Source organism: Azospirillum brasilense (assembly GCF_005222205.1).
Classification (GTDB): domain Bacteria; phylum Pseudomonadota; class Alphaproteobacteria; order Azospirillales; family Azospirillaceae; genus Azospirillum; species Azospirillum brasilense_G.
In genome coordinates this window covers 1,899,207-1,925,532 of record NZ_CP032345.1, presented here as the reverse complement: position 1 = coordinate 1,925,532, position 26,326 = coordinate 1,899,207, and the positions used below count along the sequence as shown (strand labels likewise).

Annotated in this window: 18 protein-coding genes and 1 tRNA gene; 11 read left to right on the top strand and 8 right to left on the bottom strand. The window is 68.8% G+C overall.

What is annotated here, in order from left to right:
- Window positions 1–39 precede the first annotated feature (39 nt).
- The 3 genes from D3869_RS09285 to D3869_RS09275 form a co-directional block, all read right to left on the bottom strand.
- Window positions 40–729: an LON peptidase substrate-binding domain-containing protein gene (locus tag D3869_RS09285; protein ID WP_137139809.1), complete on the bottom strand. Its 690-nt coding sequence runs from the start codon at window positions 727–729 to the stop codon at window positions 40–42.
- Between the two features lie 106 nt (window positions 730–835).
- On the bottom strand, window positions 836–1,786 hold the full coding sequence (locus D3869_RS09280; RefSeq protein ID WP_137139808.1) for a thioredoxin family protein: 951 nt from the start codon (window positions 1,784–1,786) through the stop codon (window positions 836–838).
- A gap of 54 nt (window positions 1,787–1,840) precedes the next feature.
- Window positions 1,841–2,407, bottom strand: a complete 567-nt coding sequence (locus D3869_RS09275) for a prolyl-tRNA synthetase associated domain-containing protein (RefSeq protein ID WP_014238570.1) — start codon at window positions 2,405–2,407, stop codon at window positions 1,841–1,843.
- Between the two features lie 164 nt (window positions 2,408–2,571).
- Between D3869_RS09275 and D3869_RS09270 the strand changes: the two genes are divergently transcribed.
- From D3869_RS09270 to D3869_RS09250, 5 genes are all read left to right on the top strand, one after another.
- A tRNA-Gly gene (locus D3869_RS09270) sits at window positions 2,572–2,646 on the top strand.
- 687 nt (window positions 2,647–3,333) lie between these two features.
- Entirely contained in the window at window positions 3,334–4,011 is a 678-nt protein-coding gene (locus D3869_RS09265) for an RraA family protein (RefSeq protein WP_137139807.1), read from the top strand.
- A gap of 77 nt (window positions 4,012–4,088) precedes the next feature.
- Window positions 4,089–5,018, top strand: a complete 930-nt coding sequence (locus D3869_RS09260; RefSeq protein WP_137103977.1) for an AEC family transporter — start codon at window positions 4,089–4,091, stop codon at window positions 5,016–5,018.
- A gap of 545 nt (window positions 5,019–5,563) precedes the next feature.
- Window positions 5,564–6,547, top strand: coding sequence for a tripartite tricarboxylate transporter substrate binding protein (locus D3869_RS09255; RefSeq protein WP_137139806.1), 984 nt, complete (start codon window positions 5,564–5,566; stop codon window positions 6,545–6,547).
- Between the two features lie 225 nt (window positions 6,548–6,772).
- Window positions 6,773–8,401: a methyl-accepting chemotaxis protein gene (locus D3869_RS09250; protein WP_247895605.1), complete on the top strand. Its 1,629-nt coding sequence runs from the start codon at window positions 6,773–6,775 to the stop codon at window positions 8,399–8,401.
- A 121-nt stretch (window positions 8,402–8,522) separates the two neighbouring features.
- Here the strand turns inward: D3869_RS09250 and D3869_RS09245 are convergent, their stop codons facing one another.
- Window positions 8,523–9,494: a Bug family tripartite tricarboxylate transporter substrate binding protein gene (locus D3869_RS09245; RefSeq protein ID WP_137139804.1), complete on the bottom strand. Its 972-nt coding sequence runs from the start codon at window positions 9,492–9,494 to the stop codon at window positions 8,523–8,525.
- Between the two features lie 247 nt (window positions 9,495–9,741).
- Window positions 9,742–11,409: an HD-GYP domain-containing protein gene (locus D3869_RS09240; RefSeq protein ID WP_137139803.1), complete on the bottom strand. Its 1,668-nt coding sequence runs from the start codon at window positions 11,407–11,409 to the stop codon at window positions 9,742–9,744.
- A 219-nt stretch (window positions 11,410–11,628) separates the two neighbouring features.
- Here D3869_RS09240 and D3869_RS09235 point away from each other — a divergent pair, with 219 nt between their 5' ends.
- On the top strand, window positions 11,629–16,485 hold the full coding sequence (locus tag D3869_RS09235) for an NAD-glutamate dehydrogenase (protein ID WP_137139802.1): 4,857 nt from the start codon (window positions 11,629–11,631) through the stop codon (window positions 16,483–16,485).
- Window positions 16,486–16,506: 21 nt separating this feature from the next.
- Here D3869_RS09235 and D3869_RS09230 read toward each other — a convergent pair whose 3' ends face one another.
- Entirely contained in the window at window positions 16,507–17,868 is a 1,362-nt protein-coding gene (locus D3869_RS09230; protein ID WP_137139801.1) for a Calx-beta domain-containing protein, read from the bottom strand.
- Between the two features lie 251 nt (window positions 17,869–18,119).
- Here D3869_RS09230 and D3869_RS09225 point away from each other — a divergent pair, with 251 nt between their 5' ends.
- The 5 genes from D3869_RS09225 to D3869_RS09205 all read left to right on the top strand — a co-directional run bounded on the left by D3869_RS09225 (window position 18,120) and on the right by D3869_RS09205 (window position 22,680).
- Window positions 18,120–19,754 carry a tetratricopeptide repeat protein gene (locus tag D3869_RS09225; protein WP_137139800.1) on the top strand — a complete coding sequence of 545 codons (1,635 nt, stop codon included), beginning with the start codon at window positions 18,120–18,122 and terminating at the stop codon, window positions 19,752–19,754.
- 68 nt (window positions 19,755–19,822) lie between these two features.
- Window positions 19,823–20,050, top strand: a complete 228-nt coding sequence (locus tag D3869_RS09220) for a hypothetical protein (protein ID WP_137139799.1) — start codon at window positions 19,823–19,825, stop codon at window positions 20,048–20,050.
- 103 nt (window positions 20,051–20,153) lie between these two features.
- Window positions 20,154–20,942, top strand: coding sequence for a hypothetical protein (locus D3869_RS09215; RefSeq protein ID WP_137139798.1), 789 nt, complete (start codon window positions 20,154–20,156; stop codon window positions 20,940–20,942).
- Window positions 20,943–21,036: 94 nt separating this feature from the next.
- Window positions 21,037–22,347: an MFS transporter gene (locus D3869_RS09210; RefSeq protein WP_137139797.1), complete on the top strand. Its 1,311-nt coding sequence runs from the start codon at window positions 21,037–21,039 to the stop codon at window positions 22,345–22,347.
- A gap of 81 nt (window positions 22,348–22,428) precedes the next feature.
- The gene (locus D3869_RS09205) at window positions 22,429–22,680 is read left to right on the top strand and encodes a hypothetical protein (protein ID WP_137139796.1); all 252 of its coding nucleotides are present in this window, start codon (window positions 22,429–22,431) and stop codon (window positions 22,678–22,680) included.
- A 116-nt stretch (window positions 22,681–22,796) separates the two neighbouring features.
- Here D3869_RS09205 and purH read toward each other — a convergent pair whose 3' ends face one another.
- The gene (purH, locus tag D3869_RS09200) at window positions 22,797–24,401 is read right to left on the bottom strand and encodes a bifunctional phosphoribosylaminoimidazolecarboxamide formyltransferase/IMP cyclohydrolase (protein ID WP_137139795.1); all 1,605 of its coding nucleotides are present in this window, start codon (window positions 24,399–24,401) and stop codon (window positions 22,797–22,799) included.
- A gap of 233 nt (window positions 24,402–24,634) precedes the next feature.
- Window positions 24,635–26,266, bottom strand: a complete 1,632-nt coding sequence (locus D3869_RS09195; RefSeq protein WP_137139794.1) for a heparinase II/III family protein — start codon at window positions 26,264–26,266, stop codon at window positions 24,635–24,637.
- Between the last annotated feature and the right edge of the window lie 60 nt (window positions 26,267–26,326).

The window sequence follows — 26,326 nt, the reverse complement described above, 5'->3', positions numbered from 1 at the left end:
CTCGCAGTCGGAAAGTGCAGTGTCGGTCGAAGGAAACGGTCAATGACGCAGCGCGTTGCCGCCGTCGCCCTCATGGCCGTCGAGAATGGCCATCTCGACCAGGGCGATCAAGAGCTTCGCGCGCTCCGGCAGGTCGGGCGTCTCCAGAAGGGCCTGCTTTTCGCTGGGCGAGAAGGGGCAGATCATCGCCAGCGAGGTGACCAGCCGCTCGTCCGGCGTGCCGTCGATGGCCTTCCAGTCCACCGACAGGCCCTGCATCTTGAAATAGCCCTTCAGCCCGGCCAGCAGACGCGCGCGGTCCAGCCCGCAGCCGTCGGCCCCGCCACGCTCCAGCGGGTCGATCAGGTCGCCGGCGAAGCGGTCCCAGTCCGCGGCGACGCGGCGGTAGCCGCGCTGGCCCTCCAGCTCCCGCATGATGGCGAAGCGGCTGATCCCGGTCAGGGTGATCAGGTACCGGCCGTCCTCGGTCTCGCTGAAGCTGGTGATCCGCCCGGCGCAGCCGGTGCCGTAGACCGCCGGCTCGCGCAGGCGGCAGGCCGGGTCGGTCGGCTGGACCATGCCGATCATGCGGTCGCCGGCCAGCGCGTCCTCGACCATCGCGAGGTAGCGCGGCTCGAAGATGTTCAGCGGCAGGCGACCGCGCGGCAGCAGAAGGACCCCCGCGAGCGGGAAGATCGGGAGCTGCCGCGGCAGACGGTCCGGTGACGGGTCGATGGGGTTCCGGCTCATGCGACGAATATAGAACCCCCGGGCACGGCGAACAGAGCGCCCCCGAACAGAGCGATGGCGAACGAAGCGGCCGCGAACGAAAAGGCCCGCGGCCGTCCCCTCGTGATCAGCGGAACAGGATCGAGGACAGCCGGCGGCGGCTCTGCACCGTCAGCGGGTCGGTCGGGCCGAAGGCCTCGAAGAACTTGACGAGCTGCTTGCGGGCGGCCTCGTCGTTCCAGGCGCGGTCGCGGCGCACCAGCTCCAGAAGCTCGTCCACCGCGGCCTCGCGCTTGCCGGCGGCGAACAGCGCGAGCGCGAGGTCGAAGCGGGCCTCGTGGTCGTCATGATTGTGGGCGACCTTCTCCATCAGCTCCGGGATCGGGCCGGCGTTGGCAGCCTGCTCGGCGACCTCCAGCGCGCTGCGCACCGCGGCGATCTCCTTGTCCTTGGCGATCGGATCCGGCACCTTGTCGAGCATCTGCTTGGCGCGGGCCAGGTCGTCGTTGACGATCAGGCAGCGGACCAGCCCGGCGTAGGCGGCGGCGTTCAGGTTCTCCGGATCGGCCTGCAGGATCTCGCCGTAGATCTCCGAGGCGGTCTGGGTGTCGCCGGCCTCCAGCGCCTCCTTGGCCTGGGCCAGCGCCTCCTCGAGGATGTCGCCCTCGCCGCCGCCCGCGGCGCCGGCCAGCTTCACCAGCTTTTCCACGAAGGCCTTGATCTGCGACTCCGGCAGGGCGCCCATGAAGCCGTCGACCGGACGCCCCTGGAAGAAGGCGTAGACCGCCGGGATCGACTGCACGCGGAGCTGCGAGGCGATCATCGGGTCCTTGTCGGTGTCGATCTTGACCAGCCGCACCTTGCCCTTCGCGGCCAGCACCGTCTTTTCCAGGATCGGGCCGAGCTGCTTGCACGGGCCGCACCAGGGCGCCCAGAAATCGACGATCACCGGGACGGACTGCGACGCCTCGATGACATCGGCCATGAAGGCGCGGTCGCTGCTGTCCTTGATCAGGTCACCGGCGGCGGGAGCGGCACCGGCGGCGGCGGGCTTGTTGGCGGGCGGAATGGAGAACATGGCGGTCACGTATCCCTTTGCGATCTCGCGTGATAGATGAGCGCACGGGGCGCGTTAAGCAAGCGTCGGCTGAGAGTCCGGCGGCTCCTCGCCGAAGGGCACGATCAGCGGCTCGTGCCCGCCGGCCCGCAGGAAGCGCAGCAGGTCGGCGGCGGCGATGGCCGTGGTCCGGTCGTTCAGAAGCGGATGGTAGTTCAGCGGGTCGTGGGCCAGCATCTGCTCCTGCAGCACCACCCTCACCCGCCGCTCGCGGTCGTTGAACAGCGCGAAGGGCGTGACCGAGCCGGGCCGCACGCCGAGATGCCGCCACAGCCGGTCGGCGGAGGCGAAGGACAGCCGCGCCGACCCGATCACCTTGTCGAAGCGGTTCAGCTCGACCCGCGCATCCTCCAGCGCGACGACCAGCCAGTGCTGCTCCTTCTTGTCCTTCAGGAACAGGTTCTTGCAATGGCCGCCGGGCAGCGCGCCGCGCAGCGCCTTGCTCTCCTCCACCGTGTGGAGCGGCGGATGGCGGTGGGTCACGGTGCGGATGCCGAGCGCCGCGAGATGCTCCAGGAGCTGCTCGGGGCTCGTCGGCAGCGGCTCCTCGGCCCTGCCCTCGGGGGTGTCGCGGGTGTCCATGGCTCCATCTTTAGCGGTGCCGGGAAAATTCGTCCGGGAAAATTCGCCCAGGCGCCCGAGAAAAGTGAAACATGACGCTTGCATTGCGCAAATCCATGAGTATAGTCCGCCGCACGCCGCCGGACGGCACCGACACACGGGTCCGAACGGCAGCGAAACGGAGCGCGGGCGTAGCTCAGGGGTAGAGCACAACCTTGCCAAGGTTGGGGTCGAGGGTTCGAATCCCTTCGCCCGCTCCATTCTCCCGGCGGAGGCGATGATCCTCCAGACGGGAGCCAGATCGGTGGATGGAAAGGCTGGACCTTCGGGTGCCGGCCTTTTTCGTTTTTCCCGCCCGCCCATCCCCGATCCCCGCGCGTTGCGAGTCCGCAACCGGCACCTGCGCTTCTGAAACCGAGTCCGCTCCGAAGCCGAGTCTGCACCGCAGCCGGCCGCCGGCCGCGACCGACGCCTCACCCCCTGAGAGTCCCAACTCCGGCCCAACGCAGCCATACAGGGCGCGCGCCGCCGGAAGACGCAATCTAAAGACGCGAAACAGGACAAACGGCATGCCTTTGTAGGTCATTCCCCGCGCACATACCCCATATGACCGCGTGAATAAATTTACTATTGGGCAACCTACTTGCGTATGACCCCTGGACGGACTATGCTTCAAATACGAAACAAATAGAACTTCTATCCGGTTAGGGTTGTATGCACCATGGATGGTCTGGTTGCGTCGGACGGGCTGATCCCGTGATTTTCCCGGATAGGACGCTCCTGTCCGGCCGGCGTCCGCCGCTCCGGCAACACCGGCCCTCCCCCGCCTGATCGTCACCGGCTCCGCTGTCGTCGCGCTGCGACCGGCGGTGCCGCTGGTCGCGCTTCCAAGCCCCGCTTCGTACAGCCCAGACGGCAACCCGCCCAGACGACAAGAGGTCCTTCCCATGGCTATGCAACGCTACATCGTGAATTTTCCGCGCCTGTCCCCGGACATGCTGGACATCTGGAAGACGGTCCCCAGCAGCATCGCGTCCGACGTGCAGAACCGCTGCCAGAGCATGGACGCCCGGATCAAGCCCTGCGCCCCGGGGATGCGCATCTGCGGTCAGGCCCGCACCGCCGTGTCGATGCCGGGCGACAACAGCATGCTGCTGACCGCCTGCAGCCTGGCCGAGCCGGGCGAGGTCGTGGTGGTCGCCGGCGCCGGGCTGGAGGAGGTGGCGCTGGCCGGCGAATGGGTGGTCCGCGGCTGCAAGTCGCGCGGCCTGGGCGGGCTGGTGATCGACGGCTCCGTCCGCGACCTCCAGGAAATCCGGACCATCGGCTTCCCGGTCTTCGCCAAGGGCTCGGTGCCGCGCGGCCCGCACAAGGCCTTCGGCGGCAAGATGGACGTCCCGGCCGGCGTCGGCGGCATGGTGGTCAACCCGGGCGACCTCATCATCGGCGACGACGACGGCGTGACCGTGGTGCCGCTGGTTGTGATGGACGAGGTGCTGAAGCGCTGCCTGGAGCTGATGGCCAAGGAGAAGATCTGGTCGCAGCAACTCGACGCCGGCAAGTCGCTGATGGAGGTGCTGGGCGTGCCGGAGCCCGAGATCGTCGAGACGCCCACCCTGCGCTGACCCCCGGCACCCGCCGGACCACGCCGCCGGCGAACCGCACAGCCCTTCGAGCCGCCCCAAGACCGGTTTCCGCCGCCATGACGCTCATCTTTCAAATCGTGCTGCCGATGTTCGTCCTGGTCGCGCTCGGCTTCTACGCCGGGAAATCGGGCAATTTCAGCAACACGGCGGCTCAGGGGCTGTCGCGCTTTCTCGGCATCTACGCCCTGCCGGCGCTGCTCTTCGCGGCGATGGCCAAGGCGAAGATCCCCGATCCCATCGAATGGGGGTTCGTGGCGTCCTTCTTCGTCGCGGCCTTCATCATCTTCGCGCTGGGCGCCGCCTGGATGCTGTCCATCCGGCGGCGGGACGAGGCGGCGATCGGCGGCTTCGCCCCCTCCTTCTCCTCCATCGGCCTGCTCGGCGCGCCGATCCTGATGGACGCCTACGGTTCGTCGGTGGCCATCCCGGTGATGCTGCTGATCCTGTTCCAGTCGCCGCTCCTCTTCACCACGGCGACGATGATCGCCGAGGCGCAGCGGACGGCGGGCGGGCGGCCGGTCGCCGCCGCGGTCAACGCCGTCAAGGCGACCCTGCTCAGCCCGATGATCCTGTCGATCGTCGTCGGCATGGGCTTCAACCTGAGCGGCGTCCATGTGCCGGACGCGGTTATGAAGGCGGCCGACTACGCCGCCGCCACCGTTCTGCCCTGCGCCTGCTTCACGCTGGGCACCGCGCTGTCCTTCGGGAAGCTGTCGGGCAAGTTCGGCCAGGCGCTGGTCCTGGCGGTGATGAAGACGGTCCTTCACCCGGTGCTGACCTGGGTCCTGGCGGTGGAGGTCTTCCACCTGCCCCCGGACTGGCTGGCCCCCGCCGTCACCGCGGCGGCGCTGCCCATCGGCGTCAACGTCTACGCCTTCGCCGAACGCTACCAGACGGGGCGGGAGCTGGTGTCGATGTCGCTGCTGCTGTCCACGCTGATGTCCCCGATCTCGATTTCGGTCGCCTTCATGGTGGCGATGGGGTGACGCGGTCATTTCGCCGCAGGACATTTTCATTATGCGTCCATTTGACGCTGACCGCGCGCGGCCGATCCTGCGGAAATCCAAGAGGCCACACCAAATGGAAAGCATTCTACGAAAATCGTTGTGATTTCCGCGTCATCCGTCCGGTCAGCACGATTGATGCACGAACAACAACCGTGTATCTTCCACTTTGAAGCGACAATATCGCTCAAAATGGTCGATCTGACAGCGTTGGGTCTATGAAACGCTCCTTTTTGCGAGAAAAACGGCCGACCACCGCCGCCGCGCCGGCAACGGGACCGGCCCTTCACGACGACAAACATACTGAAGTATGCAGCCATCCTGAACAAGGACAGGATGACATTTCGTGTCGTTCGTGACCGAACATATCAATGCTGTCGAAATCAATGACCATCGATCTTTACGAGAATTTCAGAAAAGGAGGCCCAGCCTGTTCCCGCGTCGGGACGGGCGGGAACTCCCGGGACCCCACCGCGTCCGCGGCCAAGGGGGTCTTCCGCAATACCGCAGGAAAGAAGGGCATCCAGATGATCATTCGCAGCAAGTTCCTGGCGCTGGCGGCCGGGACCCTGGCGCTGGCCATGTCGACGACCGCTCTGTCGACGGCCCGGGCCGCCTATCCCGAGAAGCCGATCACCGTGGTCGTCGCCTACGACGCCGGCGGATCGACCGACGTGACCGCGCGCCTGCTGGCTCCCTTCATCGAGAAGCATCTGGGCGGCACCCGGATCGAAGTGGTGAACAAGCCGGGCGCCGGCGGCGAGATCGGCTTCGCAGCCATCGCCGACGCAGCACCGGACGGCTACTCCATCGGCTTCTGCAACACGCCGAACATGGTGTCGATCCCGATCGAGCGTCAGGCCCGCTTCTCGGCGGACCGGCTGGACCCGCTGGTCAACGTCGTCGACGATCCCGGCGTGTGGAGCGTTCCCGGCGACAGCACCTTCAAGACGCTGAAGGACGTCGTGGAGCACGCCAAGGCCAACCCGAACACCGTCACCGTCGGCACCACCGGCGTGGGTTCGGACGACCAGCTCGCCATGCTGCTGGTGCAGCGCCAGGCGGGCGTGCAGTTCACCCACGTGCCCTTCTCCGGCTCCGCCGCCAACTACAAGGCGATGCTCGCCAAGAAGATCCAGATCAGCGGCCAGAACCTGGGCGAGGGGCTGCGCGGCCAGGCCACCGACCAGATCCGCGTGCTGGGCGTGATGAGCAAGGAGCGCTGGAAGGCCGCCCCGGACATCCCGACCTTCGCGGAGCAGGGCTACCCGGTGCTGATGGCCTCGCTGCGCGGCGTCTGCGCGCCGAAGGGCCTGCCCGCCGATGTCCGCGCCAAGCTGGTGGACGCCGTCACCAAGGCCGCCACCGATCCGGAGTTCGTGGCGAAGGCCGAGGCCAAGGAGACCTTCCAGCCGCTGCGCGTCCTCAGCCCCGACGCCTTCGCGGCGGAGCTGAAGCAGCTCGACACCGAGCTGAAGTCGCTGTGGCAGTCGTCGCCCTGGCTGAAGTGATCCGGGGCTGACGCGACCCGGGCGGGCTGGTCCGTCCGGGTCCGGCCCATCCGTGAAACCACCCGCCGCCGGCCGACCGGCCTGCGGCGGGTGCGGTTCAAGCCCCCCTGACCATCCGGCGCCAACGGACCGGCCAATGGTTGAAGCAGGTGCTCCATGACTTTCCTCAATCACCTCCACATTCCCACCAAAATGGGAATCCCGGCGGCGACAGCGATTCTGGGCATGCTTGCCATCGCGTTGCTCGGCGGCTCCGCCATCACGGAACAGTCACGCCTGCTGGACACGCTGTTCAACCGCTCCTTCACGCGGGAAGCGGACGTCCAGGCGTTGACCGACACGCTGACCGTCGCCCACGCCGGCCTTTACCGGACGGTGATTCTCAGCACCGCCAACGCCTCCCCCAAGGCGGTCGAAGATGAATCGAAGGCCCTGACCGAACAGCTCTCCAGGCTGAAGGTCCAGGCCGACAAGATGAAGGGCCAGTCGGCCGCGACCGAGGAGGAGGGGCAGATCCTCCAGCGCTTCGGCTCCGACACCGCCGCCTATCAGGCGAAGGTGACCAGCTTCCTCGACCTGCTGAAGATGGGCGTCGATCCGCTCGATTTCCTGCAAGAGGTCCAGGCCGCCTACGGGCGCCTGAACGGCACCTCCCGCGATTACCTGACCTACCAGCGCCAGCAGTCGGCCGACGCCTACGCCAACGTGAACGCGTCGGTCGACGCGACCACCCAGGCCTTCATCGCCTCGGCGATCGTCGCCCTGCTGATCACCGTGGGCGTGGCGCTGTTCATCGGCTTCAACATCGCCCGTCCGGTGGTCCGCCTGACCACGGTGATGGAACGCCTGGCCCAGGGCCGGCTGGAGGACGAGGTGCCCGCCGCCGAGCGCGGCGACGAGATCGGCCAGATGGCCCGCACCGTCCGCGTCTTCAAGGAGAACGCGCTGCGCGTCCAGGAGATGGCCCGCGAGCAGGAAGCCATGCGCACCCGCGCCGCCGAAGAGCAGCGCCGGGCCATGAACAGCCTCGCCGCCGACTTGGAGGCGTCGGTCAAGGCGATGATGGGCGAGGTGGTTCGCTCCGCCGATTCCATGCGCGGCGAAGCCAACGTGATGCTGGAGAACGCCCGCCAGACCAGCCACCACAGCGACTCGGTCGCCCACGCCGTGCAGGAGGCGACGAGCGAGGTGGAGAGCGTGGCCGCCGGCGCCGAGCAGCTCCGCGCCTCCATCGACGAGATCACCCGCTCCATCACCCAGTCGACCCAGCTCGCCCGCGGCGCGGTGGATGAGGCGGGGCGGACCGACTCCATCGTCCAGGGCCTCAGCGAGGCCAGCCGGAAGATCGAGGAGGTGGTTGGCCTCATCAACAACATCGCCGGCCAGACCAACCTGCTGGCGCTGAACGCGACCATCGAGGCGGCGCGCGCGGGCGAGGCCGGCAAGGGCTTCGCCGTGGTGGCGCAGGAGGTCAAGAGCCTCGCCAACCAGACCGCCAAGGCCACCGACGAGATCGGCGCGGAGATCGCGGCGGTGCAGGCGGCGACGACCGCGGCGGTCAACGCCATCCGTGCCATCGTCAACACCATCCGGCAGGTGGACGAATCGCTCAGCACCGTCGCCGCGGCGGTGGAGGAGCAGGACGCCGCCACCCGCGACATCAGCGAGCGCTCGCAGCGCGCCGCCACCGACACGGTGGCCGTGCTCCAGGAGATGCGGCTGGTGCAGCAGGCGGCGGAGACCACCGGCCATTCCGCCGGCGCCGTCCAGACCACGACGGAGGAGCTGTCGCGCAGCTTCAACCGGCTGGACAACGAGATCGAAGCCTTCATCACCCGGATCACCGCGGCCTGACCCGGCCCGATGCGGGGAGGACGCCGTGGCGTCCTCCGGCACCGCCCATGAAAAAGGCCCCTCTTCCATGTGGAAGAGGGGCCTTTCCTATGCGCCCTCGCCTGTGGGGGTTTTCCCCCGATCACTTCAGCCAGGGGAACTCGCGCCAGAGGTTGCGGAAATCGCCGTCCAGTTCCTTCAGCTCCGCGGTGAAGGCCTCCGAGTCGAGGATGCGCAGCGGCTGGTAGGTGTCGCGGGCCTTGCTCTGGAACTCCGGGTCGTTGGCGGCCTTGGTCACCGCATCGATCAGCTTGGCGCGGATCTCCGGCGGCAGGCCCTTCGGCGCGCCGACGCCGCGCAGCGACGCCATGGTGATGTTGTAACCCAGTTCCTTGAAGGTCGGCAGGTCGGGCGCCATGTCCCAGCGCTGCGTGCTCATCACGCCGAGGATGCGGATGTTGTCGCCGCCGGCCTTGCCGCGCAGCCCTTCGCCGAGATTCTGGCCGCAGATCTGGGTGTGGCGGCCGAGCATGGAGCGGTAGTTCTCCGCGCTGCCGGGAAAGGGCACATGGGTGAAGCGGACATTGGCCTGCCGCTGGAGCAGCAGCATGGCCAGATGGTCGTCCGATCCGACGCCGGTGGAGCCCAGCGTGATGGTGTTCGGGTTGGCCTTGGCCTGGGCGACCAGATCCTCCACCGTCTTGTAAGGGCTGTCGCCATGCACCGTCATGATGCCCGGGTCGTCGACGACGTTGACCAGCGGGTCCAGCCGGTCGAGCGTGAACCGGGCGTTGCGCTCGATCGGGATGGTGACGACGTTCGGCGTGTTGATGAAGCCGATGGTGTAGCCGTCCGGCGTGGCGTCGGCGATGGCCGCGAAGCCGATCTCCCCCCCGGCGCCGCCGCGGTTCATCACCACGATCCGCGCGCCGCCGCCCAGGTATTTTTCGATGAAGGGCGCCAGCATCCGCGCGGTCACGTCGGTCGATCCGCCGGCCCCGTAGGCGACGATCATGGTGATCGGCTTCTCCGGATAGGCGGCCTGGGCCGCCGTCGCGCCCAACAGCAGGGCACAGGAGGTCAGGAGACTGGAAATGAAACGTCTGGCTTTCATGGTCGGCTCCGCCAAATGCTGCCGCAAGATCACCACGCCGGAGCGCTACCAAGGAACGCTTCTGTGGTATCGGTTGCGCAACTCATAGTAACACGATTTTTTGTACACAATAGTATTTTAGGCGCAACCACTGTGAGAGAAACGGACACAATGCCGCGCCGGTGCCCATCATCGGAAAGCAACGGCAAAACGGCCTCTCCACTTGGGAAAGGCCGTTCGGTCAGCTTCCGTCATGCAGGGGTGCGGGTCAGTTGATCGGTTCGGCGCGGTTGCCGAACAGGGCGCGCAGCTTGCGCCCGATCGCTGCCACCAGCAGGCCCTGGTTGCCGCCCTCCGGCTTGGGGAACCAGTCCGGCTCCTCGGCCTGGATGCGGCGGACCACCGTCAGGAACGCCTCGACCACCAGCGGGTCGAAGTCCTTGCCCGCCCGCTCGGCGATCCAGGTGATGGCGTGCTCCACCCCCCAGGCCTTGCGGTACTGGCGGTCGGTGATCAGGGCGTCGAACACGTCGGCGACCGCCATGATCCGCGCCGACACCGGGATGGCGCCGCCGCGCAGCCCCTCCATGTAGCCCGACCCGTCGTAGCGCTCGTGGTGGTAGCGGGCGATCTCCGCGGCGATCGACAGCAGGCTGCGCCCGCGCAGGGGCAGAGCCGCCTCGCTGAGGATGCGGTGGCCGATCAGCGTGTGGCGCTGGATGGCGGCCATGTCGTTGTTCGCCAGCTCGCCGGGGATGCCCAGCGTCTCGTCCGACACGCTCAGCATGCCGACGTCGTGCAGCAGGGCGGCCAGCCCGACCTTCTCCGCCAGCTCATCGTCCAGCTCGTCGGCGAAACGGCCATGGACGCGCAGCTCGCGGGCGATGTCGCCGACCAGCCGCTCGATGCGCTGGAGATGGCCGGCGGCGGCGTTGTCCTTGTATTCGGCCAGCGACCCCATGGCCAGGACGGTGGCCTTCTGGGCGGTGTTCAGCTCCTCGAACAGCAGGGCGTTCTCGAAGGCGATGGAGCATTTGTTGCGGAACAGCTCCAGCAGCTGCCACTCGCGCGCGGTGCCCTCGTTGTTGTGGCCCTCGACGTAGATCATGCCGATGATTCCGCCATGGGCGCGCAGCCGCAGCGCGCAGTAGCCCGGCTCCACGATGGTCTCGGAACTCGGGCTCAGCCGCTCCAGCGCGGCGGCCACGTTGGGCTCGCCCAGCTCGGCGACGTCCACGTCCTTCCATTTGGCGAAGCGCCCGGTGGAGGCGCGCACGCGGATGCGGCGGTCGCGCGGCAGCGTGTCGCCCTGGATGCACAGCAGGGCGTGCCGCCCGATGCCCAGCAGCCCGACGGCGCGCGGCAGGATGTTGGGGAACAGCACATCCGGGGTGCGCATCTCCAGCAGGCCGGTGGTCGCCACCAGCATGCGGGCCAGCGCCTTGCGCCCGGCCGCCTGGGTCTGCAGGTTGGCGAAGGCGCGCAGCCGCGGGACGACGGCGGTGCGCAGCGTGCGCGCCGTCAGTCCGTCCTTCAGGCGGTAGTCGCTGACGTCGTGCCCCTCCACCACCTCCTCTTCCGGCGCCCGCTCGGGATGGGCGGTGCAGACCAGGATGCGGACGCGGCTGTTCCCCAGATCCTTGCGGATGTGATCGATGAAGGCGAGCCCTTCGGGCGGCCCATCCGCCGCGGGGTCCAGCACCGGCTCCAGCAGGACGGCGGCGGTGCCGGGGTTGCGGTACAGCGCCTCGCGCGCCTCGGCGGCGGTGGCGGCGGTCAGCACCATCACCGGCGCCCCGTCCAGCGCGAAGCCGTCGAGCGCGGCGCGCGTCAGCCCGGCCAGCGCCGGGTCGGGATCGACCACGAGGACGTGCAGACGGGGCTTGGCGGGCGGAACCGGGGTAGCCTCCGGCGGGCGGGCGTCGTCGTTGGGCATGGCCGTCTCTGTGGTTGCGCGCACGGGACGCGCCTGCACAAAAAATACGCCCACTTTCCGACTCATTCAACTTTCATCGATTTGGACACGAAGGGCCGCTCCGTAATAACCGCCTCTTCCGGTTACGCCCCTCCGCCTGTTGCCTGTCGCGGCAAATCGGCTACCCTCTGCCTACAACGGCGGCAAACCGCCGCAAAAAATCAGGGAAGGATTGGAGCGATGGCTCTCAGGGCCGAACAGCTCAAGGACGAGCTGACCGAAGAGGTCGTGCGGCAGGTTCGCGAGCGGCTGGGCCGCAGCCGCGCGGCACCGGCGGAGCGCTTCGTACGGCAGTTCTACGACAACGTCCCGCCCGACGACATCATCCAGGCTCCGGCGGAGCAGCTCTACGGCGCTGCACTCGCCATGTGGCAATGGGGCCAGCAGCGCGAGGCGACCGACCGCGCCAAGGTCCGCGTCTACAACCCCCGCGTCGAGGAGCATGGCTGGCAGTCCCACCGCACGGTGGTGGAGATCGTCAACGACGACATGCCCTTCCTCGTCGACTCGGTGACCGCGGAGCTGAACCGCCAGGGGTTGACCGTCCATCTGGTCATCCACCCCGTGGTGCGGGTCAAGCGCGACGCCGACGGCCAGCTCGTGGAGCTGTACGAGCCGGCGGCGGCCCCCACCGACGCCGCCCCCGAATCCTTCATGCACGTCGAGGTCGGCGCGGTCACCGGCGCCGCCGCGCTGGACCAGGCCCGCGAGGGGCTGGAGCGTGTGCTGGCCGACGTGCGCGCCGCCGTCGCCGACTGGCGGGCCATGCGCCAGCAGGTGCGCGCCGCCATCCTGGAGGCCGACTGCGCCCGCGCCGCCGTCCCGCCCATCATCCCCGACGACGAGGTGGACGAGGCCAAGGCCTTCCTCTCCTGGGCCGACGACGATCATTTCACCTTCCTCGGCTACCGCGAATACCGCTTCGAGAGCGGCGCCGACGGGGCGGACTCCTCGCTGGGTCTGGTCGCCGGCAGCGGCCTGGGCATCCTGCGCGACGATTCCGTCACCGTCTTCGACGGGCTGCGCAACTACGCCACCCTGCCGCCCGACGTGCGCGACTTCCTGCGCAACCCGCGCGTCCTGATGGTGACCAAGGGCAACCGCCCCTCCCCCGTGCACCGCGCGGTGCCGATGGACGCCTTCCTCATCAAGCGCTTCGACGCCGAGGGGCGGATCATCGGCGAGCGGCTGGTCGCCGGTCTCTTCACCTCCGTCGCCTACAACCGCAGCCCGCGCGAGATCCCCTACCTCCGCCGCAAGGTCGCGGAGGTGATGGAACTGGCCGGCTTCGACCCGCAGGGCCATGACGGCAAGGCGCTGCTGCACATCCTGGAGACCTACCCGCGCGACGAGCTGTTCCAGATCCAGGTGCCGGAGCTGCTGGACATCGCCGTCGGCATCCTGCACCTGCAGGAACGCCAGCGGCTGGCCCTGTTCGTGCGCAAGGACCCGTTCGAGCGCTTCGCCTCCTGCCTCGTCTACGTGCCGCGCGACCGCTACGACACCACGCTGCGCCGGCGCATCCAGTCCATCCTGGAGGCCGCCTACGACGGCACCTGCACCGGCTTCACCACGCAGCTGACCGAAAGCGTGCTGGCCCGCCTGCATTTCATCATCCGGACCGAGCCGGGCCGCGTGCCCACCGTCGACGCCACCGATCTGGAGGCGCGGCTGGTCCAGGCGTCGCGCGGCTGGGACGACCATCTGCGCGACGCGCTGGTCGAGGCGCACGGCGAGGAGCAGGGGCGCACCCTGTTCCGCCGCTACGCCGACGCCTTCCCCACCGCCTACCGCGAGGAGTTCAACGCCGAGGCCGCGGTCTTCGACATCGAGCGGATCGAGAAGGCGACGGCCCAGGGCGCGCTGGGCATCAACCTCTACCGCCCGCTGGAGGCCGAAGGCGACGAGCTGCACGTCAAGATCTACCACGAAGGCCGCCCGGTGCCGCTGTCCGACGTGCTGCCCATGCTGGAGCACATGGACCTGAAGGTGATCACCGAAGCGCCCTTCGAGATCGCCATCGCCGGCCACGCCGCCCCGGTGTGGATCCACGACTTCACCGCGCGCTCCCAGAACGGGCTGCCCATCGACTGCGCGATGGTGAAGGAGAAGTTCCAGGACGCCTTCGCCGCCGTCTGGGACGGCCGGATGGAGGATGACGGCTTCAACCGCCTCGTCCTTCGCGCCGGCCTGACCGCGCGGGAGGTGACGGTGCTGCGCGCCTACGCCAAGTATCTGCGCCAGGCCCGCATCCCCTATGGGCAGGACGTGGTGGAAAGCACGCTGGCCGGCCATCCGGCCATCGCGCGCAAGCTGGTCGCCCTGTTCCACAGCCGCTTCGACCCGGCCCGCCGTTCGCAGAACGATCCGGGGCTGGCCGCGGAGATCGAACGCGCGCTCGACGGGGTGAAGAACCTGGACGAGGACCGCATCCTGCGGCGCTTCCTCAACCTGCTGTGCAACACGCTGCGCACCAACGCCTATCAGAACGGCGCGGACGGGCGGCCCAAGACCTACCTCTCCTTCAAGATCGACAGCCGCCACATCGACGACCTGCCGCTGCCCCGCCCGATGGTCGAGGTGTTCGTCTACAGCCCGCGGATGGAGGGCGTCCATCTGCGCGGCGGCAAGGTGGCGCGCGGCGGCATCCGCTGGTCCGACCGGCGCGAGGATTTCCGCACGGAGATCCTCGGGCTGATGAAGGCGCAGATGGTCAAGAACACCGTCATCGTGCCGGTCGGCTCCAAGGGCGGCTTCGTGGTCAAGCGCCCGCCGCCGCCGTCCGCCGGGCGCGAGGCGGCGTTGGCCGAAGGCATCGAGTGCTACAAGACGCTGATGCGCGGCCTGCTGGACATCACCGACAACCTCGACGCCGGGGGGGCGGTGGTGCCGCCGCCCGAGGTGGTGCGCCACGACGGCGACGATCCCTATCTGGTGGTCGCTGCCGACAAGGGCACGGCGACCTTCTCCGACATCGCCAACTCGGTGTCGGTGGACCACGGCTTCTGGCTGGGCGACGCCTTCGCGTCGGGCGGCTCCGCCGGCTACGACCACAAGAAGATGGGCATCACCGCCCGCGGCGCCTGGGAATCGGTGAAGCGCCATTTCCGCGAGCTGGGGCACGACACCCAGACGCAGGACTTCACCGTCGTCGGCGTCGGCGACATGTCGGGCGACGTGTTCGGCAACGGCATGCTGCTGTCGAAGCACATCCGCCTGCTCGCCGCCTTCGACCACCGGCACATCTTCATCGACCCCGACCCCGACGCCGCGCGGAGCTGGGAGGAGCGGCAGCGCCTGTTCGACCTGCCCCGTTCCTCCTGGGCGGACTACGACGCGTCGCTGCTGTCCGCGGGCGGGCGCGTCTTCGACCGCTCCGCCAAGTCGCTGGAGCTGACGCCGGAGATCCGCCAGCGCTTCGGCATCGCCAAGGACCACGTCACCCCGCTGGAGCTGATGCAGACCCTGCTGAAGGCCGAGGTGGACCTGCTGTGGTTCGGCGGCATCGGCACCTACCTGAAGGCGGCGGAGGAGACCAACGCCGAGGTCGGCGACAAGGCCAACGACGCGCTGCGCATCGACGGGCGCGACGTGCGGGCCAAGGTGATCGGCGAAGGCGCCAACCTCGGCGTCACGCAGCGCGGCCGCATCGAGGCGGCGCAGCACGGGGTCCGGTTGAACACTGACGCCATCGACAATTCGGCGGGCGTCGACACCTCCGACCATGAGGTGAACATCAAGATCCTGCTGAACGACGTGGTCGTCCGCGGCGACATGACGCTGAAGCAGCGCGACCAGCTGCTGGCCGCCATGACCGACGAGGTGGCCGGTCTGGTGCTGGCCGACAACTACCTGCAGAGCCAGGCCCTGACCGTCGCCCGCGCCCAGGGTCCCGACGCGCTGGAGGCTCAGGCCCGGCTGATCCGCTCGCTGGAGAAGGCGGGCCGGCTCAACCGCGCCATCGAGTATCTGCCCGACGAGGAGGAGCTGTCCGCCCGCATGGCCAACCGCGAGGGGCTGACCCGGCCCGAGCTGGCCGTGCTGCTGGCCTACGCCAAGATCACGCTCTACGACGATCTGCTGGCGTCGGACCTGCCGGACGACCCCTTCATGGCCGACGACCTCACCCGCTACTTCCCCAAGCCGCTGCGCAAGGCCCATGCGGAGGCGGTGGGGCGGCACCGGCTGCGGCGGGAGATCATCGCGACCAGCGTCACCAACAGCCTCGTCAACCGCACCGGCCCGACCTTCGTCAAGGAGATGATGGAGAAGACCGGCATGGGACCGGCGGACGTCGCCCGCGCCTACACCATCGTGCGCGACGCCTTCGGCCTGCGCTCGCTGTGGACGGGGATCGAGGATCTGGACAACGCGGTTCCCGCCGCGCTCCAGACCGCCATGATCCTGGAGACCGTCCGCCACATGGAGCGCGCCGCCGCCTGGTTCCTGGCGAGCTGCCAGCAGCCGCTGGACATCGCCCGCGAGACGGAGGCCTTCCGGCCCGGCATCGAGACGCTTCTGGCTGGTCTGGACAATGTGCTGGACGCCGAGGAGACGGCCCGCCTGACCGCCCGCGTCGCCTCCTACCAGGAGCAAGGCGTTCCCGCCGAGCTGGCCCGCCGCATGGCCGCGCTGCCGGTGCTGGCCGCCGCCCCCGACCTCGTCCGCATCGCCGGACGCACCGGCCGCGGGGTCGCGGACGTCGCCGCGGTCTACTTCATGCTGGGCCGCCGCTTCGGTCTGGAATGGCTGCGCGACAAGGCCGCCGCGGCGAAGGCGGAGAACCATTGGCAGAAGCAGGCGGTGGCCGCTCTGGTGGACGACCTGTTCGCCCACCAGACCGCGCTGACCACCCGCGTCCTGGAGGCGGTGGACCAGCTTCCCGCGGAAGCCCCCGTGGAGGCCTGGATCGCCCATCGCCGACCGGTGGTGGAACGGGTGGAGCAGCTCCTGTCCGAGCTGCGCACCCAGCCCAACGTCGACCTGTCGATGCTGGCGGTGGCAAACCGGCAGCTCCGCGGCCTGACGGCGGGGTAAGATCGGAGGCCGTGGGCCCGGTCAGGCGAGGGTGAAGGCGAGATAGCTGGAACCGTTCACCTGACCGGGCATCACCAGGATCGCGCCGGAGGATTTGCCGGCGATGGTCAGGCTCATATCGATGCTGCCATTCGCGTCCAGATCGATATGGGCCGTCGCCCCTTTGTTGCCTTCCGCACCGGCCATCTCCGCCCAGGTCAGTTTGGACACGCCTTCCGTCCAACCCCAGGCGGTCACCCACTCGCCCTTTTCCAGATCGGTCACGGTGGACCATGTGGTGCCGCCGCCACGCCCGTCGATGAAGAAGGTGTCGTTGCCGAAGCCACCGACCAGCCAGTTCGATCCCGTGCCGCCATCGAGCACATCGTCCCCCATGCCGCCGTCCACGGCGTCGTCGCCGCCGCGCGCGTTGATGAAGTCGGCGGCAGCCGATCCCACCATCGCTTCACCGTCATCCTCGGCGATGTGCATGTTCTTCAGCCATGTGACGGGACCGGAGTAGGGGTCCATTCGAAAATAGCGGCCAGTGCCACCGGACATGATCGAGAGGAGATTGCTGGAATCACCGTTGTCGTCGTCCTTGATGATGCCCAGCGCTGACCTTGTCTCTATGACGACGCTCATCGCGACATCCGTAGCGGAACCACCCGAAGCCGCAACTGGTGTCGAGAGTTCAACACGGAAGCCCTCGTCGGATTCGGGCAGCCGGTCGCCGGTCACGCGGATGCTGATGACCTTATTATGTTCCCCTTCGGCAAAGTGGATCGTACCCGAGGGCAGCGTCCCTCCGAAATCGGCGGCGTCGGCCGGGTTCCGGCCGTAACCGACGACTCGCCAATTTACCGAAAAGGCCTTTGGATTCAGAGCGACGTCGCGTCCCACATAGAAATCGAAATTGATGCTCCCCGTATTCCCCTCCGCGATCCCGGTTGATGCTAACCCCAGCGGCATCATGGAAATGGAAAACGGGATGTCATCATTGAGGATGCTTCCGGTCGACGAAAAGGCATTTGTATCGAGCGTGGCGCCGATCGGATTGGAGAGCATGACCTTGAAGTTTTCGTCGCGTTCCACATGCTGATCGCCCTGAATGGGAACGGTGAGGGTTTTCGTCGTTTCTCCGGGGGCAAAGTTCATGGTTCCCGATGGTAAGGTTCCCCCAAAATCCTCGGCGCTGAGTTGGCCGTCATCGAGTTGGTAGATGAGGCTTCCTGGAACCGAGCCAGACGAAGCAACCGCCCAATCGATTGTCGAGGCTTGGCTGACGTCCCCGCTGCGCGTCACAGTGAAGAGATAGGGCGTGATGCCGCTGTTGCCCTCGCGGTTCGTGACGCCGCTGGGCGAGATCGCGATGATCGGCAGGGTATGGTCTGTATCGGCCATGACGTGACTCCGGCAAAACGGTCGGGGACAGGTGCACAAGGCAAGGGACTTTCGCCGAAATCTACCAAAAGGCAATAGAATATCAATGGAACACAACGCATGGACGCAACGCCTTGCAAGGGCAGATTGTCGCGTGTACGGACTTCGGCCCCCGCACGCAAAGCATGCTCCCGCCACGGCACAAACTTGATCTGTAGCGGCTCGGGCTTTCCCGCTATGGTGCGGACACTGAACGACCCGGAGCCGCCGCGATGACCGACCCCCAGCCGACCTTGAACGACGCCATCCGCCTGCTGCGGACGAACGATCTGGGCGGGGCGGAGGCGACCTGCCGGGCGATTCTGGCGACCGACCCGCACAACGCGCAGGCCCTGCACCTGCTGGGCGTCGTCGCCGCCCACACCGGCCATCCCGACGGCGCGCTCGACCTCTTCACGCACGCCATCGCCGAGGACGGCAAGGACCCGTCCTTCCACAACAGCCGCGGCAGCCTGCTCTTCCAGCTCGGCCGCGCCGCGGAGGCGGAGGAGGCGTTCCGCGCCGGCATCGCCCTCAACGACCGCCTGCCGGAGCTTCACGGCAATCTGGGCAACGCGCTGAAGGCGCTGGGCCGGCTGGAGGACGCCGAGGGCGCCTTCCGCGCCGCCCTGGCCCTGCGCGGCGACGCGCCGGAGATGCACAATTTCCTGGGCACCACCCTGCGCGAGCTGGGCCGTCTGGACGAGGCGGAGGCCGCCTTCCGCGCCGCGCTGGAACGGGCGCCGGAGTATCTGGAGGCCCGCTACAACCTCGCCGAGGCGCTGAGCACCCGCGGCGCCCTGGAGGAGGCGGAGGAGGCCTTCCGCGTGGTGATCGCGGCGGCGCCCCGCTTCGTCCCCGCCCATGTCGGTCTGGCCCACACGCTGCAGAGCCTCGACCGCGCCAACGAGGCGGTGGAGGCCATCGAGGCCGCCCGCGCCATCGCGCCGGACCACCCGCTGGTGCAGTTCACCCGCCGGCTGATCTATTCCAACGCCGTCCCCGGCTGGCACCTGCCGATGATCAACGACTTCGAGCGCAACGACGCCTACGAGGCGGCGCTGAAGCGCGCGGTGGGTCCGGACTCGCTGGTCCTGGAGATCGGCACCGGATCGGGCATCGTCGCCATGATGGCGGCGCGCGCCGGGGCGCGGAAGGTGGTGACCTGCGAGGTGAACCCGATCCTTGCCCGCATCGCCCGCGAGACCGTCGCCAACAACGGCTACGCCGACCGCATCGACGTGGTGCCGAAGCTGTCCACCCGCCTGTCGGTGGGCGAGGGCGGCGACCTGCGGGAGAAGGCCGACGTCTTCGTGTCGGAACTCATCAACATCGGCATGCTGGCGCCGCGCATGCTATCGGTGCTGCAGCACGCCCGCACCCATCTGGTGAAGCCCGGCGGCGCGATCATCCCGCGCGCCTCGACCGTCTACGCCATGCTGGTGGAGACCCCGGAGCTGGCCCGCATCAACCCGGTGAAGACCATCGGCGGCTTCGACATGTCGACCTTCGACGTGTTCCGCTCCCCCGGCTACCAGCAGATCGACCTCGGCGCCGACGCCCACACGCCGCTGTCGGCCGCCTTCACCGCGCTCGACTTCGACTTCACCCGCAACATGCCCGAGGAGGGGGTCCGCGAGATCGCCGTGGAGATCACGGCGGAAGGCACCTGCCACGGTGTGGCCTTCTGGTTTGACCTCTATATGGACGAGGAGGTCACCTACCGCTCCGAAAGCCAGGCGCGGACGAACCACTGGAAGCAGGCGATGACCTATCTGGAGACGCCGATCCGCGTGCGCCCCGGCGACCGGCTGACCATCGTCGCCCGCTACGACAACAACCAGATTTCGTTCGGCGTGGGCGGTTGAGCGGGCGCGCGCCTTCGGGCTTTGCCGCGGACCGAAGCCAGCCGATCGACACCAGACTGGAGAGGCCCGTGAGCATCGACGAGACTCCCGACCGCATCGCCGTCCCGCCGCCGGACCTGTCCGACCTGGATCGGCAGAAGGCGGAGATCGAGGCGATCCAGGCGCAGATGGCGCAATGGCGCGCCCGGATCGATCAGCGCTTGAACGACCGGCGCCCCACCATCGACCTCGACGCCGTTCACCTGGACGAGCCCCCAACGGCCGCGCCCCCCGCGGCTATTCGCCCTACAGAATAAAAAGCCCCTGATTTTGACAACCCTGGCCTGAACGCTGTAGGCTGCCATCAACGATTGGCGGCATCGGCAAGACGCCCGCCTGGATGGTCGGGAGGGCCTTCTCATGTCGATCACGACGCCAAACGCGCAAGCGTCCGGCTTCAGCCTCGCCGGTTTCAGCCTCGCCGGTTTCAGCCTCAGGGCGGCCTTGACCGTGCTGGGGGGCGCCGACAAGGGAACCTCCGCGAACACGGCCGCCGGCCAACCGGCGGCGGCCTCCGGCGGCTCGGCCGTCTTCGTCACCCTGTCCGTCGAAGCCCAGGCCTTCATGGCAACCGCCACGGCGTCCAAGGCCGCCAAGACCGGAAACGGCACGCCGGCCGGCCCCTACGCCGCCTACTTCCCGACGCGCGACGGCAAGTCCGCCACGGCGCTGGCGAAGGCCGTCACCGATCCGGGGGCGGTGTCCAGTTCGGCGGGCCTGAGCGGACCGGCCGTCGCCAAGGACGCCCGCGCCCGCATGGACGCGCAGTACGACGCCATGAAGGCGAGCGGCAAGCCCTTCGACTTCGACAGTTTCGAGGGCCGCGACTGGTACTCCCTGATGGGCGATCTCGACCGCCGCTCACTCGAAGCGGTTCGCAGCAACGCCGGCGGCCAGTTCAGCAAGCAGGAGCAGGACATCGCCCAATCCATCATGGCCCAGCAGGAGGGGCTGGCCATGGGGCTTTACAACGGCCCGATCAGCCAGGAGGCCAGCTTCGTCGATCCGTTCCGCGGCGACGAGGCCGCAAGGATGAAGGCGAACCTCACCTTCCTGGACGCCGTGAGCGCTGAGGAGAAGAGTTCGACCGAATGGGCGACGCGGTGGGCGGCGGCGCAGAGCTTCGACAAGCCCGTCATCGGGGAGTAGGACGGGAAGCCGGCGCCCGATCCCCTCGGTTGGCATTCCCGGCCGGTTTGCCTAGAGTGGGCCATCCCGGACAACAGATGGCCGATCCTTCAGCATGCCCCACACCGCCGAGGCGCCGAGCCGCCGTGCCATCGCGTCCTGGTGCCTCTACGACTGGGCGAACTCGTCGTACAACACCATCATCACGACCTTCATCTTCTCGGTCTATTTCGCCCGCGGCGTGGTCGGGGACGAGGTCGCCGGGGCCTCGCGCTGGAGCGCCGCGCTGACCGTCGCCGGTCTGCTGATCGCCTTGCTCAGCCCCGTTCTGGGCGCGGTGGCCGACCGGACGGGGCGGCGCAAGCCGTGGATGGCGCTGTTCACCGGCCTGACCGTGGTCTTCTGCGCCGCCCTGTGGTGGGTGAAGCCCGACCCGTCCCACGCGCTGTTCGCCCTGGTCTGCGTGGTCATCGGCACCGTCGCCTTCGAGCTGGCGAACGTCTTCTACAACGCCAGCCTGACCGCTCTGGCCCCGCCGCGGATGCTCGGGCGGATCTCCGGCTGGGGCTGGGGCATCGGCTATTTCGGCGGGCTGGCCTGTCTGGTGGTCGCCCTGTTCGTCTTCGTGAAGTCCCCCACCCCGCTGTTCGGCCTGCTCGACACCGCGGAGCAGGCGCCGGTGCGCGCCACCGCCCTGCTGGCCGCCGCCTGGTACGGGTTGTTCGCCCTGCCCTTCTTCCTGTTCGTTCCGGACGTGCCGGCGACCGGCCTCGGCATCCGTCAGGCAGCGCGGGAGGGTATGGCGACGCTGCGCCGGACGCTGGCGGAAACGCGCAAATACCGCAACACGCTGCGTTTCCTGATCGCCAGCGCGATCTACCGCGACGGCATCAACACCATCACCGCCTTTGGCGGCATCTTCGCCGCCCAGGCCTTCGGCATGACTTTCGAGGAGATCCTGCTCTTCGCCATCGCGCTGAACGTGGTGGCCGGCGTCGGGGCCATCGGCTTCGCCTGGGTGGACGACCGCATGGGGGCCAAGCCGACGATCCTGGTCAGCCTGATCGGCCTGACCGCCTTCGGCGTGCCGCTGCTGCTGGCGACGGAGAAGGCGTGGTTCTGGGTGCTGGCCCTGGGGCTGGGCGCCTTCTTCGGGCCGGCGCAGGCAGCCGGCCGGTCGATGATGGCGCGGCTGGCCCCGCCGGGCATGGTGGGCGAGATGTTCGGGCTCTACAGCCTGACCGGCCGCATGGCCGGCTTCGTCGGGCCGCTGGCCTTCGGGCTGGCCACCACGCTGTTCGAGAGCCAGAGGGCCGGCATGGCGAGCGTTGTGGCTTTCTTCGTCATCGGTTTTGGGCTTATGCTGGCGGTTCGGGAGCCGGCACCGGGCGATGCGAACGGGGTGCGACAGTCCGCCGCGGCATGACGGCGGATTCACCCAGCGGAAGCTGCTAACTTGCCTTTTGCTGCGACGCACAACGAACTTGGCGCGGAGGGCGGAACGGACATGTTGCACATCAAGGACATCGAGGCCTTCGCGCACATCAACGAGGCGCTGGCCCGCGACCACGCCGCGGCGCGTGGGGAAAGCGATTCGGCCGGGCATCCGCCGGGGCATCACCCCGCGCTGCATCCGGCGATGCTGATCGCCATGGCGGCGACCGGGCGCCTGAAACCGGAAGACGGTGCGGACGGGAAAGCGCCGCAGACCGACGCCACCGCCTTGCTGGCCCGGCTGATGGGGCCGCGGCGGGGGTAAAGAGTGCCTTGCCCCCTCCCCGACCCTCCCCCGCTCCGCGGTGGAGGGGGTTGGTCCCCTCCCCTGCGCAGCGGGGGAGGGTTAGGGAGGGGGCAAAAGCTCGCGAACGCGGATGCTCAGTGCCGGAAGTGGCGCATCCCCGTCAGCACCATCGCCAAGCCCTTCTCGTCGGCGGCGGCGATGACGTCGTTGTCGCGGATCGAGCCGCCGGGCTGGATCACCGCCGTCACGCCGGCCTCCGCCGCGGCCAGCAGGCCGTCCGCGAAGGGGAAGAAGGCGTCCGAGGCGACCACCGACCCCTTGGTCAGCGGCTCGCTCAGGCCGGCGGCCTTGGCGGCCTCCGCCGACTTGATGGCGGCGATGCGCGCTGAGTCGACGCGGCTCATCTGGCCGGCGCCGACGCCCACCGTGGCGCCGTTCTTGGCGTAGACGATGGCGTTCGACTTCACATGCTTGGCGACACGGAAGGCGAAGAGCAGGTCGGCCAGCTCCTGCTCGGTCGGGGCGCGCTTGGTCACCACCTTCAGGTCGTCAAGGGTGATGCGGCCGTTGTCGCGGTTCTGCAGCAGGAAGCCGCCGGAGAGCTGCTTCACCATCATCCCCGGCTCGGCCGGGTTCGGCACGTCCTTGGTCAGCAGGACGCGCAGGTTCTTCTTGGTGGCGAGCAGGGCGCGGGCCGCGTCGTCGGCGTCCGGAGCGATCACCACCTCGGCGAACAGCTTGGCGATCTCCTCGGCCGTGGCGGCGTCCAGCGGACGGTTGACGGCGATGATGCCGCCGAAGGCGCTGACCGGATCGCACAGCAGGGCCTGCTTGTAGGCGTCGAGCAGGTTCGCCCCCTCGGCCACGCCGCAGGGGTTGGCGTGCTTGATGATGGCGACGGCCGGGCGCTCGAACTCGGCGACCAGCTCGAAGGCGGCGTCGGTGTCGTTCAGGTTGTTGTAGGACAGCTCCTTGCCCTGGAGCTGGATCGCCGTCGCCACACCCGGACGCTGCTCGCCGGTGACGTAGAAGGCCGCCTGCTGGTGCGGATTCTCGCCGTAGCGCAGGGTCTGGCTGAGCTTGCCCGACAGGGTGGTGCGCGGCGGGAAGGTCTCGCCGAGCTGACCGGCCAGCCAGGAGGAGATGGCCGCGTCGTAGGAGGCCGTGCGGGCGTAGGCGCGCTGGGCCAGCGTGCGGCGGAGCGTCAGCGTGACGGCGCCGTCATGGGTCGCCAGCTCGTCCAGAACCGCCTCGTAATCCTCGGGATCGGTGACGACGGTGACGAAGTCGTGGTTCTTGGCCGCGGCGCGGATCATCGCCGGGCCGCCGATGTCGATGTTCTCCACGCAGTTGGCGTAGTCGGCGCCCTTCGACACCATCGCCTCGAACGGGTAGAGGTTCACCACCACGAGGTCGATCGGCGGAATGTCGTGGGTGGTCATCGCCTCGGCGTGGATGTCGCGGCGGGCCAGGATGCCGCCGTGCACGCGCGGGTGCAGCGTCTTGACGCGCCCGTCCATGATTTCCGGGAAGCCGGTGTGGTCGGAGACCTCCTTCACCGGGATGCCGGCCTCGGCCAGCCGCTGGGCGGAGCCGCCGGTGGACAGGATCTCCACGCCCTTGGCCGCCAGCGCCTGGCCGAGCGCGACGAGGCCCGTCTTGTCGGACACGGAGATCAGCGCGCGCGTGATGCGGACCAGATCGGGGGCGGGCGAGTGGGCGACGTTCGGCGGGCTCATCGGGGCATCCTGGCTGTCATGGAACCGGCTGCGGCGGGCAGGGCTTGGGAAGACGGCGCATGGGAAAACGGGACCTGAGCCGTCGGGACCTGACCGATCCGGAAAAGCGAAACACCCCGCTTCGTCACCCCCGCCGGGGCGGGGATCACGGTCGCAGGGCGAACACTCCACAGACTCTCGAAACAGGCACCGATCCGTATTCCCACGGCCTGTCCGCCGCGGATGCGCGCGGTTTACCCCCCCTTGCGCTCGCGGCGCAAGGCCCATTTCACCGTCTTGATGGCGGGGCCGGTATGTCCGGAGACGGCGATCTGGGTGGTCCGCCGCGGCTCGTCGCCGCTGCCCAGATAAATGCTCTCCTCCAGCTCCAGCGTTCCGCCCGACGCGCGCAGCCGCCAGGCGGCCCCGCTCGGCAGCTTGAGCTGCACCTGCCCGCCCTGGACGAGGCTCGCCTGGACCGCCGGGTGCAGGTGGAAGCGGATGGTGAAGGGCCGCGGCTCCGGCGTGGCGCCGATCACCGGCTCCAGCATGTCCTCGCCGCGCAGGTCCTCGCCGTTCTCCGCCAGATAGACGCGGCGGCGGTGCAGGTAGCCGAAGTTGCGGCTGTAGCCGTTGTGGGTGGCGACGACCAGCACCGCCCCGTCGTTCTCCTGCCGCTCGCAGCCGACATGGGAGGGGCGGCGGCCCAGCCCGCCCTGCTCCATCACTTCCGACGAGTTGGTCTCGGCCAGCACGACGGTGGAATGGGCGGCGGTGCCGGCCAGCGCGGCGCGCCAGGGGCCGGTCTTCACCGGATGGGCGCCGCAATTGACGATCAGCCGCTCCTTGCCGACCGACATCTCCAGCGACAGCGTGCCGGCGTGGGCGGTGGCGTCCAGCCCGGTGACCGGCGGCACGCCGGTGTCCATCAGCACCATGGTCCGCCCGGCGATCAGCCGTTCGAAGCCGGTGTGCGGCGCGCTCTTCAGCGGGCGCCCGCGGGCGTCGGCCTGGGCCAGCACCGTGTCGACCAGCGCCGCGTCCTCCTCCCGTCCGCCGTTGAACAGGGCGAGGCCGCCGTCGCCGTGGCGGAAGAAGCGCAGGGCCGGGGTCATGCGGTCGATGGCGTGCTGCAGCGCCTCCGGCACGTCGGCGCGGGCGGTGCGCAGGACCGACCGCATGTCGATCAGGTCGCGCAGGATGCGGAGCTGCACCGAGGGGGAGCGCTCGATATGGCCGCCGTCCGGCAGGATCTGGCGCGGCAGCTCGCGCTCCAGCAGCTTCAACGCGTCCTGGCCGACGCGCTCGTGCTCCGGCAGGCAGAAGCCGCCATAGACGAGGCCCTTGGCCGCGGTGACCAGCGCCTTGCCGTCCAGCGCGCCGGGCACCACGCGGGTCAGGTGTTTGACCTGCCGGGCGAGGCTGTCGAAGACCGCGGCGCGGAACTCGTCGTCGGCGGAGGCGCAGTAGAAGTCGTGCAGGCCGATCCAGGCGGCGATGCGGGCGCCCAGCACCTCCGGCGCCCAGGTCTGGGCGTTCCAGCTCCCGTTGTGCTCCAGCCAGGACAGCACCAGCGACCGGGCGCGCCGCCGCGCCGTGTCGCCGCCGACCGCCCGCAGGTCGCGCAGCCAGTCGAAGCCGTGCAGGGCGTCCTGCCAGACGGCGCTGCCGGCCCGCCAGTTCGGCGCGCCGTGGGCGTCGGCCGCCGCGGCCTGCCCGCCGAAGCGGAAGACGCCGGCCAGGATCGCCGAGCCCTCGCCGGCGTCGCCCGGCCAAGGGTCCGGCGGCACGGCGGACAGGGCGGTCGGCGCGCGGCCGCCCAGCGTCAGCTTGTAGATCGGGTTGCCGAAGGCGATCTGCGCGACGCCGTCCCGCAAGCGGCCCATTTTCCCACGCCCGGCGCTCATCGGCTCACCCCGTCACACGGCAGGGGGAGGCGATGGCCG

Coding starts and splice junctions, on each gene's coding strand:
- D3869_RS09250 (WP_247895605.1), top strand. CDS start 6,773: ATGCTTGCCATCGCGTTGCTCGGCGGCTCCGCCATCACGGAACAGTCA.
- D3869_RS09245 (WP_137139804.1), bottom strand. CDS start 9,494: ATGAAAGCCAGACGTTTCATTTCCAGTCTCCTGACCTCCTGTGCCCTG.
- D3869_RS09280 (WP_137139808.1), bottom strand. CDS start 1,786: ATGTTCTCCATTCCGCCCGCCAACAAGCCCGCCGCCGCCGGTGCCGCT.
- D3869_RS09255 (WP_137139806.1), top strand. CDS start 5,564: ATGATCATTCGCAGCAAGTTCCTGGCGCTGGCGGCCGGGACCCTGGCG.
- purH (WP_137139795.1), bottom strand. CDS start 24,401: ATGAGCCCGCCGAACGTCGCCCACTCGCCCGCCCCCGATCTGGTCCGC.
- D3869_RS09240 (WP_137139803.1), bottom strand. CDS start 11,409: ATGCCCAACGACGACGCCCGCCCGCCGGAGGCTACCCCGGTTCCGCCC.
- D3869_RS09265 (WP_137139807.1), top strand. CDS start 3,334: ATGGCTATGCAACGCTACATCGTGAATTTTCCGCGCCTGTCCCCGGAC.
- D3869_RS09210 (WP_137139797.1), top strand. CDS start 21,037: ATGCCCCACACCGCCGAGGCGCCGAGCCGCCGTGCCATCGCGTCCTGG.
- D3869_RS09275 (WP_014238570.1), bottom strand. CDS start 2,407: ATGGACACCCGCGACACCCCCGAGGGCAGGGCCGAGGAGCCGCTGCCG.
- D3869_RS09260 (WP_137103977.1), top strand. CDS start 4,089: ATGACGCTCATCTTTCAAATCGTGCTGCCGATGTTCGTCCTGGTCGCG.
- D3869_RS09205 (WP_137139796.1), top strand. CDS start 22,429: ATGTTGCACATCAAGGACATCGAGGCCTTCGCGCACATCAACGAGGCG.
- D3869_RS09195 (WP_137139794.1), bottom strand. CDS start 26,266: ATGGGCCGCTTGCGGGACGGCGTCGCGCAGATCGCCTTCGGCAACCCG.
- D3869_RS09215 (WP_137139798.1), top strand. CDS start 20,154: ATGTCGATCACGACGCCAAACGCGCAAGCGTCCGGCTTCAGCCTCGCC.
- D3869_RS09230 (WP_137139801.1), bottom strand. CDS start 17,868: ATGGCCGATACAGACCATACCCTGCCGATCATCGCGATCTCGCCCAGC.
- D3869_RS09235 (WP_137139802.1), top strand. CDS start 11,629: ATGGCTCTCAGGGCCGAACAGCTCAAGGACGAGCTGACCGAAGAGGTC.
- D3869_RS09285 (WP_137139809.1), bottom strand. CDS start 729: ATGAGCCGGAACCCCATCGACCCGTCACCGGACCGTCTGCCGCGGCAG.
- D3869_RS09225 (WP_137139800.1), top strand. CDS start 18,120: ATGACCGACCCCCAGCCGACCTTGAACGACGCCATCCGCCTGCTGCGG.